This is a genomic window from Shewanella sp. 10N.286.51.B2 (assembly GCF_041469265.1).
Lineage (GTDB): Bacteria > Pseudomonadota > Gammaproteobacteria > Enterobacterales > Shewanellaceae > Shewanella.
Map to the genome: position 1 here is coordinate 45405 of NZ_JBFRKH010000020.1, position 16387 is coordinate 61791.

Genomic DNA, 16387 nt, shown 5'->3' on the forward strand with positions numbered 1-16387 from the left:
TCGTTATCGGAGGCTGAGTTTGAATTAGTGTTATCCATTACAGATCACCTGCTATGGTTATTTCATCACTGTTTTCTGCTGGCGCTTCTAGTTCCTCATCTGGCGCGTCAGCTTCTTCACCTAACAATTTCACTTTCTGGCCTGAGGTCATATTATTGATATCGGTGATCGATACGCGCTCACCACTTTTCAGGCTACCCTTAATATAGACATGTTCAATATCGGTGCGCACGATATTAACTGGGCGTATTTCAATGGTATTGTCGTCTTTAACAATGGCAACTTGATTGTCTCTTACCACATAGCGGGGTAGCTTCACTATGCCATCGACAGTGCGACCGGTGATAACGGCAGTCACAAAGCTGCCATATTTAAGTGGGAGTTCATTTTCGCCGCGCTGTTGTCTTAGGTAAGGATCTTTAACTTCTGCGACTAAGTAAACCATACGGTTTTGCTCATCAATGACGTTTTCACTGCGGACAATATTACCTTGCCAAGTAAATGAATTACCCGCCAAAGAAGCGCTTAAAGTGACTGAGGTATCAGGGTTATCCACCGACTCTAAGTAAGCTAAATCATTGTTGCTTAACGGTAAGCGAACTTCAGCAATGCTGATATCGTATAGCTCACCTAAATTTGTCCCTAAAGAGACATATTGGCCTAAATCGACGTTACGCGCTTTAATGAGGCCATCAAATGGGGCTCTTATCACTGTGCGCTCTAAATTTCGCTGAGCACGGGCAAGTGCGGCTTTAGCGTATTTGACATTGGCTTGTTCTTTTTTCAGTTGCGGTATACGCAGGCCTAACTCTGGCGGTAGGCCATCATCAAAATCTTTAAATTCAATTTTAGCGACTTCACCACGGGCGACTTCTTCATTAAGCGCTGCATAGGCTTGGGCAAGGCTAGCTTCTGCTTGGATAAAATCAGCTTCATAATCTGAAGGTTCAATTTGTGCTAAAGCTTGACCTTGTTTGACTATACCGCCGGCGACAAAACTTGGATCTAGGCTAACTAAACGGCCTTGTACTTCGGTGACTAACTGGGTTTTGTATTTAGGGCTGACAACACCATACGAAGGCAGATTTAACGAGACTGTTTGTAGCTCGACGTCAATGACATCAACAATAGCAATTTTAGCTTGTTCTTGTTTTTGCTCAGGAGCTTCTTTGGTACTTAGCAGCACAAAAGCTAAGCCTGCGAAAATGATCAGGATAAATAAAGGCGATAGGATTCTTAAGATTCGTTTCATTGGTAACTGTATCCATACAAAATATTACATCAGAGAGTAACTCTATTTTTTTCATGACTTTTAGAGTCTTATACCCGCTAAATTAGCAGAGTTCGTCAGCGAGCTAAAGCGATAGATGTAAATTAAATGTTTCATAAGATTTTTTCATCTTTATTTAGGGTTTTACACTATAAAACTGATTTTTAGATAAAAAAAAGCCCTGAAGCATTATATTGATTCAGGGCTTAAACAGTTTTTTAATCGCGAGAGAAAGGCTTACTTTTTCTTTTTCGCTTTTGCTTTTTTAGATTTTTTCTTCGCAGCGATTTTCACTTTGTCTTTTTTCTTGCCAGGCACTTTCGCTTCTTTGTGCGTTGGTCGTAAACCGTCGATGTAACGACGTTTTAGTGGCTGCTCAATATAGCGCTCAATTTTATTAACGATGCGCATATCATGGGCTTCAATTAATGAAATTGCCGTGCCTTTCGCGCCTGCGCGTGCAGTACGTCCAATACGGTGAACATAGGCGTCGGCTGAGCGAGGCATATCAAAGTTAATCACGTGGGTGATACCTTCAATATCAATACCACGGGCTGCAACATCGGTTGCCAGCAAGATATTGACTTCGCCTTTACTGAATTTACTTAAGGCTTGGAAGCGCTTTTTCTGCTCCATATCACCACGTAAGAAAGCGCAAGGAATTCCGGCTTTAAGCAGCTGGCCTTCAAGGCTTGCTACAATCTCACGGGTTTTTACGAATACGATAGTGCGCTTAACTGACTCTTGCTGAAGAATGTTGCATAGCAAGGCAAACTTATGGGCTTGATTATCGGCAAGGTGAGCCCATTGGTGAATTTTGGCTTTTTCACTGCGAGGTGAGTCAACGTCAATCGTGACCGGGTCATTCAATAGCACTTGCGCGAAGCGCGATACACCGCTGCCTTCAAGGGTGGCAGAAAATAACATATTCTGCTTACGGCCTTGGGCCTCAATGGCGATAGTTTCTACCACTGACGAGAATCCCATATCTAACATACGGTCAGCTTCATCAATGATCAGGATTTCAACTTCTGTTGCTTCAAACTGGCCTTTATCAAGATATTCAACTAGGCGACCGGGAGTGGCAATCAATAAATCGACATTGTCTTCAAGTTGTTCTTCTTGGGGGCCGTATGGCACACCACCGGTGATAATACCAATATCGAGATCTAAATCGGTGGCAAGGTGGCAAGCGTAACGATGAATTTGGCTAGCAAGCTCACGTGTTGGGGTTAGGACTAACACACGGGCTTGACCATTGAATCGTCTTGGGAAATCAATCAAGTGTTGTAATGCCGGCAGCAAAAAGCTGGCCGTTTTACCGGTACCTGTTGGCGCTTTAGCTAAAATATCCCGTTGTTCCATCGCCATTGGCAATGTTTGTTGTTGAACTGTGGTCGGGCTCAAATGTCCCATGGCCTTTAATGAATCTAAAAGCATTGGATCTAGGTCAAAATCTTCAAATAGCATGCGCTGTAGGTCTCACTGATTGATAGCCGAGCATTATAACCTAAGAAGCGCAACTCAGCGAGAGCGATATCTATACAAAGCTTAAAGTTTTAGATAGAACTCACGACAAAGGGCGATCATTTGCTGACTATATTGACCGCTGGGATCGCTTATCACCAAACTTGAGTGCTCGGTGCTTTCAATCTTTGCTTGATGCTTAAGCTCAAGCAGTAATCGTCTTGGTGGCTTTTTGCTAACCGTTGAAACGCTGACGCCCTTAGATATGGCCAAAGAGGTTTGTGTTAATGCGCCGGTAAAGCGCGTTTCACTTTCAATTGGAAGAATCAAGCTCGCCGCGCCATGTGGCGCCAATAATAACTCAATATGTTTCAGTAACTCGCTAAAGCTTAAGCTATCGGTATGTCTCGCGGTTGCTCGCTGCTGCTGCTTTGATTGCGGCCCATTATCAAAGTAGGGCGGGTTACAAATGATGCTATCAAATAATGGGCTTAGCTTAGCTTTATACTGAACTAAGTGCTGGGCACTAAAGTCTTGTATTGCCCCATGGTGAAACTCAATCATCTCAGCCCAAGGGCAATTGGCGATATTGTGTAAACAATCTTGAGCGGCTAAATCATCGAGCTCAACAGCGACAATTTTAATCGCTTTGCTTGATAACCCTACTGCTGTTTTTGCCAATTGCTCAGCTCGCTGAGCAGCCATGAGGGTTAATAGTCCACTGCCGGCACCGATATCCAAAATGGTGTTGCTCTGTTTGATATTAGCCCAAGCGCCTAACATCACCCCATCTGTACTGACGGGCATACCGCAGCGGCTATCATCAATATGAAATTGTTTGAAACTAAAAGGCATAGGACTATAGATTGAGAAATGGCCGATTATGGTAACTGTTTTTGCAATTTTTCCCAAACGGATAGTAGGTTGATTTATTGTTGCTAATATACTGGCAGCTTCGGTGCTTGTGTTGTTATTGTAGCGCTAATGTTTGGCTGTTTTTAAGCTTGTTTTCAGATGATGGTTGTTTTTGCTTTATGCGGGTTTTGCGCTTGTGTATCTAAGTGCTATTTGCTATTAGTTCCTACCCGTTTGAGCACATTATTGCGGTTTAAATGGGAAAAATGAAATCAGCTTCACAAATCGGCATAGGTATTACGAAAATACGCTGAATTTATCAGCAATATTGCAGTGATTTTAGTGAGCTTAAGTGTAATTTAAAGTTTACGGGTTTGTCGGGAGGTTAGATTAGCGATAGCTAATTGGTGACTATTCCCTTAAGTTTGTAAAAAAACAAAACAACAAGATGGGGCAATGTGTGCAAAACAATAATATGAGTATTGGCGATACGATAGGCTTAGGCTTTATGACGTTCGCATTTTTCTTAGGTGCTGGTAACCTAATTTTTCCACCGTTTGCAGGTATGTTAGCTGGTGAGAACATGACACTAGCAATGTTAGGCTTTCTTATTACTGCCGTGGGTTTACCCCTTGCTGGACTTATTGCGATTGCAAAAGCAAATGGTAAGGTCATGGCGATGTTACCGGCATTTGCGGCAACTGCTTTAGCGATTTCTATCTATATTATTATCGGCCCAGCCTTTGCTGCTCCGCGTACAGGCTTGGTGGCTTTTGAAATTGGTGCTCGTCCATTTTTAGATAATGCCGATGCAATCATCCAACTTGGTGCACTGTCACTTAATAAAGCACAATTGTTTTATACCATTGGCTTTTTTGCCATTGCGATGTTGTTGTCGTTATTCCCAGGTAAATTATTAGACAGCGTTGGTAAAGTATTAACCCCTATTCTTATTTTCCTATTAGTCGGTTTAGCATTATCTGTGATCATTACCCCTAGCGCTGCAATTCAAGCTGCAAGCGGTGATTACATTAATAGTCCACTTTCTAAAGGTATTTTAGAGGGGTACAACACTATGGATACGCTAGCATCATTGATTTTCGGTATGTTAATCATTGATATTTTGCGTAAAAAAGGCATCACTGATTCAAAAGCGCAAACTCGCTATTTAGTACGCGCTGCTATCATTGCTGCATCGGGTTTAGCTTTTGTTTATGTGTCATTATTCTATTTAGGCGCTACCGCTGGTGATATTGCTTTGGGCGCTGAAAATGGTGGCCAAATTCTAACAAACTATGTGACTCATGAGTTTGGCACTATGGGGACTATCTTATTAGCAACGGTAGTGAGCATTGCCTGTTTAACAACTGCAGTTGGGTTAATTACCGCCTGTTCAGAGTTTTTCAATGAGCTATTGCCTAAGATCTCATACAAAGCGTTTGTGATTTTCTTCAGTTTGGTTTGTGCCACGGTTGCCAATGTGGGCTTAACGCAGTTAATTAACATCAGTATTCCTGTGTTAATGACTATTTACCCAGTGGCAATTGCATTGGTAGCGATTACTTTCTTAACTGAGCGTTTCCCTCGTCCTGAATTTTCACATCGTTTAGTGTTATCTGTTGCTTTGTTCTTTGGTATTTTTGATGGTCTTCAAGTTGCTGGCGTAGATACAAGTTTCCTAAGCTTTATGCCACTTCATGCTGAAGGCATGGCATGGTTATTACCAGTAGGGCTTGCGATTATTGCTTGTTTATTTGTTCCTGCCAAGGATCAAGCTTTAGCTGCAAGCTAGGTAACCTTTGTCAAACTAAGCTAACTTTAGTTACACTAACGGCGTTATTTCATCTTGAAATAACGCCGTTTTTTTAGGAATTCATGTGACAGATAAGTATCAAGCCGATCCCATTATCGATGCATTTTTAGATGACCTTTGGTCTACGAAAGGACTTAGTGACAATACACTGGCTTCCTATCGTACTGATCTACGCCATTTTGAACGTTTTGTGCTAACGAAAAAACGCCAGTTGATTAATGTCGATCAATTGCTGATCCGCGATTACTTAGCCTTTCGAGTGGAACAAAATTTTGCAAAAAGCAGTACTGCGCGGTTATTGAGTAGCTTGCGGCGTTTGTATGGTTATTTGTTGGTTAATGTGCAGATAGCTGTTGATCCCACCGCGCTGGTTGAGTCCCCTCAATTAGTTAGGCAATTACCCGAGGCACTCAGTGAAGCCCAAATAAACAGCTTACTGGATGAGCCCAATGTTGATGATCCGCTAGAGTGCCGAGATAAAGCCATGTTGGAGTTACTTTATGCCACTGGGTTGCGGGTAACCGAACTGGTTAGCTTAACCCTTGAGCAAATAAGCTTACGCCAAGGCTTAGTGAGAATTGTCGGTAAGGGCGGTAAAGAGCGCTTAGTTCCCTTAGGTGAGTTAGCGGTGACAGAAGTAGATCAATACCTTGTTGCGGCAAGAGCTAAGCTACTGGGTAATAAGCAAAGTGATGTACTGTTTCCATCAAAGCGCGGTCAAATGATGACAAGGCAGACCTTTTGGCACCGAATTAAGCTATATGCGTTACGGGCAGGAATACACAGCCATTTGTCGCCCCACACTTTGCGCCATGCTTTTGCGACCCATTTATTAAATCACGGCGCAGACTTACGGGTAGTGCAGTTGCTACTGGGCCACAGTGATTTATCGACTACGCAAATTTACACCCATGTAGCTAAAGCGAGGCTGCAACAGTTGCATAGTGAGCACCATCCAAGAGGTTAGTGCAAAATGAATGTTTATTATTGCTTACACAAAATGAGCGCTGTGTAGTTGCTTTCATGAAATATTGTCTGTAACTTTTGCGCTGATGAGCGGGTCTATATAGTGAGTAGACTAATACAGATTGACCAAATAGGATTTTAAATGAAGTTAACCAAAGCATTCTCTTTAGCGATAACGCTTGCAGTAGCCCCGTTATTACATGCCGCTTCTGCCTCTGATATCCCTAATGAAGCAGAACTCAAAAAACAAGTTTCAGATACCTTAGGTGTGAATGTTTTGAGCATTGAGGCATCGCCAATTGATGGTCTTTATCAAGCGCTTACTGACCGTGGTCTGCTATATGTGTCTCCAGATGGCAGTAAGTTACTTCACGGTAATATGTATGATTTACAAAAGGGCATGAAAAACTTAACCGAGGCAGCACTAGCAGGCCCTCGCATTGATATGCTAAAACCTTTTGAAAAGGATATGTTGGTTTATAAAGCCAAAAATGAAAAACATGTGGTGACTATTTTTACCGATGTTGATTGTGGCTATTGTCGTAAGTTGCATCAGCAAATGGATGGCTATAACGATTTAGGAATTACCGTAAGATATTTAGCTTATCCTCGTGCGGGTATTCCGTCAGCGAATGCCGATGAAATGGAAGCTGTGTGGTGTGCTAAAGATCCACTACAAGCGATGACCGATGCCAAAACTGGTCGTAATGTAAAAGCGGCAAAATGTGATGCTAATATCGAAGGTCAATACCGCTTAGGTGGCTCATTTGGTATTAACGGTACCCCAGCAATTGTGTTAGAAAATGGCGTATTAGTACCAGGCTATCAACCGCCTGAAGCATTATTAAATACCATTAAAACCAATCTTTAATCTACAGTGAGTTAACGGATTTAGCCGCTAAAGCGCGTTAAAAGACGTTAATTTATAACAAAAGGTGAGCCCAAAGCTCGCCTTTTTTGTTATGGTAAATTCAGTTTCAATGATTCATTCCCACTTCATAATTCGATATTTTCTTAAGGTGTTTTTGTGGCCCATAAAATTGTTCGCCGACCTCTAGTAGACGATAGTCATTTACCAGCTAGTATTCCTGCTATTTTAAAGCAATTGTATGCCCGTCGAGGCGTCGACCTTTTGGGCTGTGATCTGAGTCTTTCAAAGCTATTACGCCCAGATTCTATGATGGGCTTGGCTGAAGCTGCGCGTATTATTGCCGATGCTATTATGGCGAAAAAGTCCATTTTGATTGTGGGCGACTTTGACGCAGATGGCGCTACCTCAACCAGTGTGTGTTTGTTGGCATTACGGATGATGGGTGCTCAGCATGTGGATTATCTTATTCCTAATCGATTTGATTATGGCTATGGCTTAAGCCCAGAAATTGTAGCTGTGGCGCAGTCAAAAGGCGCTGAGGTATTAATTACCGTAGATAATGGTATTTCATCCATAGAAGGCGTAGCAGCGGCTAAAGCGCTGGGGATGACCGTAGTGGTGACAGATCACCATCTACCGGGTAAATCATTGCCCATAGCCGATGCCATTGTTAATCCAAATCAAGCTGGCTGTGAGTTTGCCAGTAAATCTATTGCAGGTGTGGGCGTGGCATTTTATTTGATGTCTGTACTGCGCAGTGAATTACGCGCCCGCGATTGGTATCAGCTTAATCAATTAGCCGAGCCGAACTTAGGCAGTTTATTGGACATTGTTGCACTGGGGACTGTGGCTGATGTGGTTTCCCTTGATAGTAATAACCGCATTTTAGTGCAAGCTGGCTTACAAAGAGTACGTAGTGGTCGCTGCCGTGTTGGGATCACAGCTCTGCTTGAAGTCGCTAAGCGAAACCCGCAGCGCATTGTCGCATCAGATTTTGGTTTTGCAGTAGGCCCAAGACTTAATGCCGCAGGACGCTTAGATGAAATGGCCTTAGGGGTCGAAACCCTACTTTGTGAAGATATGATGCTCGCCAGACGCATGGCAGGTGAGCTTGATGGTCTGAATGCTGAGCGCCGCGAATTAGAAACCGGTATGCAGCAAGAAGCCCTAAAAAGCTTACAAAAACTCAGCTTGGATGAAACTAAATTACCTTGGGGATTAGCCATTTTTCAAGAAGATTGGCATCAGGGCGTGATTGGTATTTTAGCATCACGCATTAAAGATAAATATCATCGCCCCGTGATTGCTTTTGCCGATGCGGGTAACGGTGAGATTAAAGGTTCCGCTCGCTCGATTAAGGGCTTACACATGCGTGACTTATTGGAGCTAATTAATAGCCGTCACCCTGGGATGATCCTTAAGTTTGGCGGACATGCGATGGCAGCAGGACTATCCCTAAAAGCTGATGCCTTTAGCGAGTTTGAACAAGCCTATGACAAAGCGGTGCGTGAAATATTAAAACCTGAGCAGCTTACCGGTGAGATTTTATCTGATGGTGAATTGCCAGTCGCGCTGATGAACCTCGATACTGCCTATTTGTTAAGAGATGCAGGCCCATGGGGGCAAGCATTTGAAGAGCCATTATTTGATGGTTATTTCAGTGTCATTCAACAGCGCATTGTCGGTGAAAAGCACCTAAAGCTGGTGTTAGAGTCTCAGTGTGGCGCTGTAATGATGGATGCGATTGCATTTAATGTTGATTTAACCACTTGGCCTGATGCAAGCATAAAACATGCTCGTGTGGCTTATAAACTGGATGTGAATGAGTTTAGAGGTAATCAAACCGTACAAATGCTGGTGGATTACATTGAGCCAGCTTAATGGGTATTGTCTGTGAGGTTAACTTAAGCCAAGGGTGACTTTGTGTTAGTTAGCTGCGGCGCTAATAAGTTGCGCTTTAATGAGCTGGTATTACTCAGGTGTGCTTGCTCAAGAGGCTAGTACAAGGAGCTAGTAAATGAGTCAGAGTACTGACTCAAAGTCGTTAAGGCGCTTTATTGATGCAATGGTTACCACATGAATGATAAATGACAGAAACAAAAAAGCCTCGCATTGCGAGGCTTTTTTGTTATTTGGTTGCGTTAGCCACCAAATCTAAATATGGTGCCCGAACCCGGAATCGAACCAGGGACACGAGGATTTTCAATCCTCTGCTCTACCGACTGAGCTATTCGGGCGACGGGATGCAATTTAAGGTTTTAAGCCGTTTGAGTCAACCGTTTTTTTAGCATTTAAGCTGAAAATGTGTCAACTGCATATCTTTTGTACCTTTTGTGATGTTTTATTCTACATGGCGTATAAATAAAAAATGCCTTCAAATTGAAGGCATTCTAGCGTAGTTAAGCAGTAAGGCTAAACATTAGTTACTGACTAACTCATTATTCGGGAAATTCGCCGCCATCACGGTTACCACGTTTTGCTTTAGCTGCTCTTGACCTAATTCTTCGTAAGCCTGAGCCATGATTTCAAGGGCATGTTCAGTTGATGGTGTTCCTGGGAATTGCTCCATCACAGTTTGTGCTCTTACCGCTGCAGCGCTCCAAGCGCCCATTTTAATATAATACTCAGCTACTTTGATTGAGTATTTTGCTAAACGGTTTTTTAGGTATTGCATACGATGTTGTGCATCTGCTGCATACTTACTATCTGGGTAGCTTTTGATTAAACGATCAAAATCTTTAAAAGCATCTTGGGCATTTTTAGGATCGCGATCGGTGCGGTCAATATTCATCATATCGTGAAAAAGATAATTATCAGCCTGCATATTAGTCAAACCACGCATATAATAGACATAATCAATATCTGGATGGGTTGGGTTTAAGCGTAAAAAGCGGTCAATGTTAGCAATACCTGATGCGACATCATCCATCTTATAATAGGCAAAAATCATGTCCAATTGGACTTGAGTTTTGTGGGGGCCGAACGGGTAACGCGAGTCTAACGCTTCTAGGGTTCTAACGGCTTTTGAGTAGTTCCCAAGTTCCATTGAGGTTCGTGCCTGAGCATAAAGTGCTTCTGGCGACTTGTTACTGACAACTTCTTCTTCAAAACCTTTAGAGGTGCTACAAGCCGTTAAAGTCAATGAAAACAATACTAGGGCGGCGCCTTTGGCAAAATTATGCATATGTAAATTCAATTCTTTTATAAGTTATTGTTAAGAATTTTTCCATTTCACTGTAAAATAGAAAACAATCCGATTGTAACAGATAGTTCATTCACTTTGGACCCCAAAAAAGGGGTACGGTTCCTATGACACAAGAGATTAATCTAAAAAGCGAAATCACAGCAAGTCAAACGGGTCTAAGATTAGACCAAGCTTTGGCTGAATTGTTCCCTGATTATTCCCGTACACGCATCAAAGAATGGATTTTATCTGGTGCAGTTTCAGTTGATGATACTGTCGTCGATATACCTCGTGAGAAGGTACTAGAGTCGCAGTTAATTGCTGTAGAAGCAACGCTTGAAGAAGAAGTTAAAGATAAAGCGCAGAAAATCCCACTAGATATCGTCTACGAAGATGACCATATTTTAGTGGTAAACAAGCAAGCGGGCTTGGTTGTGCATCCTGGTGCAGGTAATGCTGATGGCACATTATTAAATGCGTTATTACATCATTGTCCTGAAATCGAACATGTACCACGTGCTGGTATTGTGCATCGTTTAGATAAAGACACCACAGGTTTAATGGTGGTGGCTAAAACGGTTGAAGCACAAACTCACCTTGTTGCGGCGCTTCAAGCCCGTGATATCGTGCGTGAATACGAAGCAATTGTGATTGGTACTATGACAGCTGGTGGCACGGTTGATGAACCTATTGAACGCCATGAAACTCGTCGTACTCAAATGGCAGTGATTATGGGGGGCCGTCCTTCAGTCACTCATTATCGCGTTGCTGAAAAATTTAGAGCCCATACTCGTTTAAGACTGCGTCTTGAAACAGGTCGTACTCACCAAATTCGTGTTCATATGGCTTATATTGGCCACGTGCTAGTTGGTGATCCTGTTTATGGTGGTCGTCCACGTCCGCCTAAAAAAGCAAGCAAAGCGTTTTTTGAACTTTTAAAAGGCTTTGAGCGTCAGGCGTTACATGCGGTGCGTTTGGAGCTTGCACATCCGTTTACCCAAGAAATTATGACTTGGCATGCTCCTATCCCTGAGGATATGAAGATGCTAACCAAAGCATTGCGCGAAGACACAGAACTAAATCCAATAGAATACCTATAGGCGTTAGTCTTGCGTAAGCAATGGCATAAGGATTGATTGTGTTTAAAGCCAGTTGGCCATTACCTGATAATGTTGCTATCGCCATGACAAATCGTCATGGCGGTGTCAGCAAACCACCTTATGACAGCCTGAATTTAGGCTTGCATGTGGGGGATGTTGTAGCAGATGTCATGGCCAATCGGGCTTTATTACAAACAGCGCATTCAATCCAGTCGCCACTTGTTTGGCTTGAGCAAGTGCATGGCACTGACATCATTGATTGCTCTAGACTGACGACAGCTGATATTGCATCTCCTCTCATTGGCGATGGTAGTTATACCAACTCCCCCAATACTGCACTGGCGATTATGACCGCAGATTGCCTTCCTGTATTACTGTGTAATAATGCGGGCACTGAAGTTGCTGCAGTCCATGCCGGCTGGCGTGGCTTATGTGATGGCATAATTGAAGCCGCAGTTAGCAAATTTTCCTCTCCTACGACTGAAATCATCGCTTATTTAGGTCCTGCAATTGGCCCTGGTGCGTTTGAAGTTGGCGCAGAAGTACTTCAATATTTTACCGAAAAGCATCCTCAAGCGACTGACTACTTTAAACCGCAAGCTGAAAAGTATTTAGCAGATTTAGCGGGCTTAGCTCAAATGAGGCTGGCGTTATTAGGTATTCCCCAAATATATTGCGCTAATCGCTGCACTTTTAGCGATAGTGATTACTTTTCTTATCGCCGCGAACAACAAACTGGCCGCATGGCGTCGCTTATCTGGCTTAAGTCCTAATCTGTTTTTTAGATTTGATCTACATCATTTAACCTAACGGTTTATTTTTAAATTCGCCTCATTAGATTGAAAAATCCATAAACACCCCCATATTTTACTTATCAAAAACATTCCCGTTTTTAAATTAATTGTTTAGGAGGCCGTATGAGACTCGATCGTATGACCAATAAGTTTCAAATCGCCATTTCAGATGCACAGTCACTGGCGTTAGGACGAGATCATCAGTTTATTGAACCTATTCATTTGATGATGGCTTTATTAAATCAAGATTCAGGTTCAATTCACCCATTACTGACCCAAGCGGGCATTAATGTCAGTGCGCTGCGTTCGTCAATTAGCCAAGAGCTGGAACGAGTATCGCAAGTGCAAGGCACCGGTGGTGATGTTCAGTTGTCACAAACCCTGATCCGCTTGCTGAACTTATGCGATAAATTAGCCCAAAAGCGAAAAGACAAATACATTTCGTCAGAGTTGTTTGTATTAGCGGCGTTAGCAGGCAATGACCCGTTAGCTAAAAGCCTTAAAGCGGCGGGTGCCACCAAAGAAGTCTTGGAGTCGACCATAGATCAAATCCGTGGCGGACAAAATGTCGATGATCCCAATGCCGAAGATCAACGCCAAGCGCTAAAGAAATTTACCGTCGATCTTACTGAGCGAGCAGAGCAAGGTAAATTAGATCCGGTTATTGGCCGCGACGAAGAAATTCGCCGTACCATCCAAGTACTGCAGCGCCGTAGTAAAAACAATCCAGTATTGATTGGTGAGCCCGGTGTGGGTAAAACTGCCATCGTTGAAGGCTTAGCTCAACGGATTGTCAATGGCGAAGTACCTGAAGGCATTAAAAACAAACGGGTACTTTCCCTTGATATGGGCTCGTTAATTGCGGGCGCAAAATATCGCGGTGAATTTGAAGAGCGCCTCAAAGCAGTATTAAGTGAGTTAGCCCAAGAAGAAGGCCAAGTCATCCTGTTTATCGATGAGCTGCACACTATGGTTGGTGCAGGTAAAGGCGAAGGGGCGATGGATGCAGGTAATATGCTTAAACCCGCTCTTGCTCGAGGCGATTTACATTGTGTTGGCGCTACCACGCTTGATGAATATCGTCAGTATATTGAAAAAGATGCCGCACTTGAGCGTCGTTTCCAAAAAGTGCTGGTTGATGAGCCAAGTGTGATAGATACCATTGCGATATTACGGGGTTTAAAAGAACGCTATGAGCTGCATCACCATGTGGAAATTACCGATCCTGCTATTGTAGCCGCAGCCACTATGTCACACCGCTATGTCTCTGACAGAAAGTTACCTGATAAAGCTATCGATTTGATTGATGAAGCAGCCTCAAGTATCCGTATGCAAATTGACTCAAAGCCAGAGTCATTAGATAGGTTAGAGCGTCGCGCAATTCAACTTAAGCTAGAAGAACAAGCACTAGCGAAAGAAGAAGATGAAGCCAGTCGCAAACGTCTGAGTGATTTACAGGCTGAGCTTGCTCAAGTTGAAATTAAAGCCAACGAGCTAAACGAAATTTGGCGCACTGAAAAAGCCGCATTGGCTGGCACTCAACATATTAAAGCCGATTTAGAACAATCGCGCATGGATATGGACGTGGCGAGAAGGGCAGGCGATTTAACGCGAATGTCTGAACTGCAATATGGCCGTATTCCTGAACTTGAAAAGCAATTAGATTTAGCTTCTCAGGCTGAAATGCAAGACATGACCTTATTACGCAATAAAGTCACCGATATTGAAATTGCAGAAGTGTTGTCAAAAGCCACCGGTATACCAGTGAGTAAAATGCTCGAAGGTGAGCGTGACAAGTTATTGCAAATGGAAGACGCACTACATCAAAGAGTGATTGGTCAAAATGAAGCGATAGAAGCGGTATCAAATGCGATTCGTAGAAGCCGCGCAGGTCTAGCTGATCCAAACCGCCCTATAGGTTCTTTCCTCTTTTTAGGCCCAACTGGTGTGGGTAAAACCGAACTATGTAAATCATTAGCGACATTCCTATTTGATACTGAATCCTCCATGGTGCGTATCGATATGTCAGAGTTTATGGAAAAGCATACCGTGTCACGGCTGGTGGGTGCGCCTCCTGGTTATGTCGGCTATGAAGAGGGCGGTTACTTAACAGAAGCCGTTCGTCGTAAGCCTTATTCTGTCATCTTGCTCGATGAAGTTGAAAAAGCCCATCCTGATGTATTCAATATCTTACTGCAAGTATTGGACGATGGTAGATTAACTGACGGCCAAGGCCGAACGGTCGACTTTAGAAATACCGTTATTATCATGACCTCAAATTTAGGCTCTGACATTATCCAGCAAGGTTTTGAAACCCAAAACTATGCTCAGATGAAGGCATCGGTAATGGAAGTCGTTACCCAAAGCTTTAGGCCTGAGTTTTTAAACCGTATCGATGAAACTGTGGTGTTCCATCCACTATCAGCTGAACATATTGCCTATATCGCAGAAATCCAGTTAGAGATCTTAAAAGCGCGCTTAGCAGAAAAAGACTTTAGCTTAACGATCTCTAAAGCTGCACTGGCATTAATTGCTGAAGCAGGATTTGATCCTATATATGGAGCAAGACCACTCAAGCGTGCCTTGCAGCAGGAAGTTGAAAACCCATTAGCTAATCACTTACTAAAAGGTGATTTACTACCAGGTAAAGCAATCAACGTAGATGTGAAAGATGGTTTGCTAACATTTAGCCAATAATCTACTTCGTCATTAATCAACTTAGTGCATGGCTAATCAATTGAGTGAAGCAATTAAAGGGGCATAGTAGTTAACTATGCCCCTTTTGTGTTTTTGGCGAGGTGAGACTGATCAATAGAAACTATCCAAAATAAATAACCCTTTTGACGAATGCGTAAACCCAGTGTCGGCAAGCTATCTTGCGAGTATCAAATTTATAAACTAGCTTGAAAGTAGACTGTTTAACTCAACCACTGTGATTTTAGTCAAAAGGATATAGCATGAATAAATTAGTTGTAATAAGTAGCGCACTCATAGCAATAGCCCTAACAGGCTGTAGCTCTGCCCCCCAAACCAATGGCGAAATCCCAGTTATTAAGGTTGGTAATGTTGATTACGACAGTATTTATCATTATGGCTATAACCGTGGCTGTCAAAGTGCACTATTGCAAAGCACATCAAGTGAATCACTCGACGGAATGAAAGATAAAACCTTAAATGGGATAAATGCATTTGAAAAAGGTTGGCGCTCAGGTACCCAAACCTGTAATGGTGGCGAGTTTAAATCAATGTACACTGTTGGCAATTAATCATGCCCAATCGACAAAACTTATAGCAAAAGGGGCCAATAGGCCCCTTAATATCACAATGTCATGCTATTGCTTAATATTGTAGCTAATACAATATTACTGGCAAAACAGTTTTATTCTTTCTTCATTGGTTTCAATTTGAGCAAGTCTCTCTTCTTCGGTTACCTGTACGGCTTCACCGGTGGTGGGATCTTTGCGGTGTAATCGTTGATAAGTATTTAATACATTTAGGCTGTGTTTAGCGCTTTCACAAATAGACGCTGCTTGTTCAGCATCTCTAGCCTTAATGGTTTCGGCATTCTTTTCTGCATCCGATGGTTTATTTGCACTTGATGATGCATTAGCAATAACAGGTAAGTAACCCACTTGTGCAGGCTCAATGTCTTCACTATAGAGTTTTTCAGAATTAACTTCATTCGGTGGCTGTTGACTATAATGCTTTACCCCTTTCTCATCGACCCAAGAATAAATCACGGTAGCATTGGCAACTTGTATCAAACTACAACAGCCTATTAAACACAATAAACGTAAACTAAGCATATATATTCCTAAATGGTGTATACCAACTTTCCTTATTAAAAATAAAATAGGCGATTTGAACCTTAAAACCAATAGTTATTATCGAGTTTATTGAAGACTTAGTTCCAATACTTGAGCTATTGAAGGTAAACAAGCAGCCTAGAATTGGCAGTCAACAACAAAATAGGGTGGTTTTAGGTGATAAAAACCACGAATTGTTTAGCTTTTGCGCATTCAGTTTGTGTTGCAGATAAAAAATGCCAAAAGCCCTTGCGCTAAATC

13 protein-coding genes and 1 tRNA gene are annotated in these 16387 nt (G+C 42.6%); 8 read left to right on the plus strand and 6 right to left on the minus strand.

Features of this window, described 5'->3' with window-relative positions:
- Positions 1-37: 37 nt before the first annotated feature.
- The 3 genes from AB4140_RS05880 to AB4140_RS05890 form a co-directional block, all read right to left on the minus strand.
- Positions 38-1252, minus strand: a complete 1215-nt coding sequence (locus AB4140_RS05880) for an efflux RND transporter periplasmic adaptor subunit (protein ID WP_102439693.1) — start codon at positions 1250-1252, stop codon at positions 38-40.
- A 255-nt stretch (positions 1253-1507) separates the two neighbouring features.
- On the minus strand, positions 1508-2740 hold the full coding sequence (gene srmB, locus AB4140_RS05885) for an ATP-dependent RNA helicase SrmB (protein WP_102476937.1): 1233 nt from the start codon (positions 2738-2740) through the stop codon (positions 1508-1510).
- A gap of 81 nt (positions 2741-2821) precedes the next feature.
- Complete coding sequence (locus AB4140_RS05890) at positions 2822-3592, minus strand: tRNA1(Val) (adenine(37)-N6)-methyltransferase (RefSeq protein WP_372000125.1); 771 nt, start codon at positions 3590-3592, stop codon at positions 2822-2824.
- 448 nt (positions 3593-4040) lie between these two features.
- Between AB4140_RS05890 and brnQ the strand changes: the two genes are divergently transcribed.
- From brnQ to recJ, 4 genes are all read left to right on the plus strand, one after another.
- The gene (gene brnQ, locus AB4140_RS05895; protein ID WP_303412070.1) at positions 4041-5384 is read left to right on the plus strand and encodes a branched-chain amino acid transport system II carrier protein; all 1344 of its coding nucleotides are present in this window, start codon (positions 4041-4043) and stop codon (positions 5382-5384) included.
- Between the two features lie 85 nt (positions 5385-5469).
- Complete coding sequence (gene xerD / locus AB4140_RS05900; RefSeq protein WP_372000127.1) at positions 5470-6372, plus strand: site-specific tyrosine recombinase XerD; 903 nt, start codon at positions 5470-5472, stop codon at positions 6370-6372.
- Between the two features lie 141 nt (positions 6373-6513).
- The gene (gene dsbC / locus AB4140_RS05905) at positions 6514-7242 is read left to right on the plus strand and encodes a bifunctional protein-disulfide isomerase/oxidoreductase DsbC (RefSeq protein ID WP_102439688.1); all 729 of its coding nucleotides are present in this window, start codon (positions 6514-6516) and stop codon (positions 7240-7242) included.
- 156 nt (positions 7243-7398) lie between these two features.
- A complete protein-coding gene (gene recJ / locus AB4140_RS05910; protein ID WP_102476940.1) occupies positions 7399-9123 on the plus strand; it encodes a single-stranded-DNA-specific exonuclease RecJ in 1725 nt (574 codons plus the stop codon).
- 280 nt (positions 9124-9403) lie between these two features.
- On the opposite strand, the gene AB4140_RS05915 is transcribed toward recJ, so the two are convergent.
- Both AB4140_RS05915 and AB4140_RS05920 read right to left on the minus strand, forming a co-directional pair.
- Positions 9404-9479 (minus strand) — tRNA-Phe (locus AB4140_RS05915).
- 182 nt (positions 9480-9661) lie between these two features.
- A complete protein-coding gene (locus tag AB4140_RS05920) occupies positions 9662-10426 on the minus strand; it encodes an outer membrane protein assembly factor BamD (RefSeq protein WP_102439686.1) in 765 nt (254 codons plus the stop codon).
- A gap of 125 nt (positions 10427-10551) precedes the next feature.
- Between AB4140_RS05920 and rluD the strand changes: the two genes are divergently transcribed.
- The 4 genes from rluD to AB4140_RS05940 all read left to right on the plus strand — a co-directional run bounded on the left by rluD (position 10552) and on the right by AB4140_RS05940 (position 15586).
- Positions 10552-11526: a 23S rRNA pseudouridine(1911/1915/1917) synthase RluD gene (gene rluD / locus AB4140_RS05925; protein ID WP_076540848.1), complete on the plus strand. Its 975-nt coding sequence runs from the start codon at positions 10552-10554 to the stop codon at positions 11524-11526.
- A 38-nt stretch (positions 11527-11564) separates the two neighbouring features.
- Entirely contained in the window at positions 11565-12299 is a 735-nt protein-coding gene (gene pgeF / locus AB4140_RS05930; protein WP_372000130.1) for a peptidoglycan editing factor PgeF, read from the plus strand.
- A gap of 144 nt (positions 12300-12443) precedes the next feature.
- On the plus strand, positions 12444-15017 hold the full coding sequence (gene clpB / locus AB4140_RS05935) for an ATP-dependent chaperone ClpB (protein ID WP_372000132.1): 2574 nt from the start codon (positions 12444-12446) through the stop codon (positions 15015-15017).
- Positions 15018-15277: 260 nt separating this feature from the next.
- Positions 15278-15586 carry a hypothetical protein gene (locus AB4140_RS05940; protein ID WP_102439683.1) on the plus strand — a complete coding sequence of 103 codons (309 nt, stop codon included), beginning with the start codon at positions 15278-15280 and terminating at the stop codon, positions 15584-15586.
- Positions 15587-15682: 96 nt separating this feature from the next.
- On the opposite strand, the gene AB4140_RS05945 is transcribed toward AB4140_RS05940, so the two are convergent.
- Positions 15683-16126 (minus strand): DUF4124 domain-containing protein, encoded by a 444-nt coding sequence (locus tag AB4140_RS05945; protein ID WP_102439682.1) that lies wholly within the window; start codon positions 16124-16126, stop codon positions 15683-15685.
- Positions 16127-16387 lie beyond the last annotated feature (261 nt).

Excerpts from the sequence above, each read along its gene's own strand:
- AB4140_RS05880 (WP_102439693.1), bottom strand. The coding sequence starts at position 1,252 with ATGAAACGAATCTTAAGAATCCTATCGCCTTTATTTATCCTGATCATT.
- srmB (WP_102476937.1), bottom strand. The coding sequence starts at position 2,740 with ATGCTATTTGAAGATTTTGACCTAGATCCAATGCTTTTAGATTCATTA.
- AB4140_RS05890 (WP_372000125.1), bottom strand. The coding sequence starts at position 3,592 with ATGCCTTTTAGTTTCAAACAATTTCATATTGATGATAGCCGCTGCGGT.
- brnQ (WP_303412070.1), top strand. The coding sequence starts at position 4,041 with ATGGGGCAATGTGTGCAAAACAATAATATGAGTATTGGCGATACGATA.
- dsbC (WP_102439688.1), top strand. The coding sequence starts at position 6,514 with ATGAAGTTAACCAAAGCATTCTCTTTAGCGATAACGCTTGCAGTAGCC.
- AB4140_RS05920 (WP_102439686.1), bottom strand. The coding sequence starts at position 10,426 with ATGCATAATTTTGCCAAAGGCGCCGCCCTAGTATTGTTTTCATTGACT.
- rluD (WP_076540848.1), top strand. The coding sequence starts at position 10,552 with ATGACACAAGAGATTAATCTAAAAAGCGAAATCACAGCAAGTCAAACG.
- clpB (WP_372000132.1), top strand. The coding sequence starts at position 12,444 with ATGAGACTCGATCGTATGACCAATAAGTTTCAAATCGCCATTTCAGAT.
- AB4140_RS05940 (WP_102439683.1), top strand. The coding sequence starts at position 15,278 with ATGAATAAATTAGTTGTAATAAGTAGCGCACTCATAGCAATAGCCCTA.
- AB4140_RS05945 (WP_102439682.1), bottom strand. The coding sequence starts at position 16,126 with ATGCTTAGTTTACGTTTATTGTGTTTAATAGGCTGTTGTAGTTTGATA.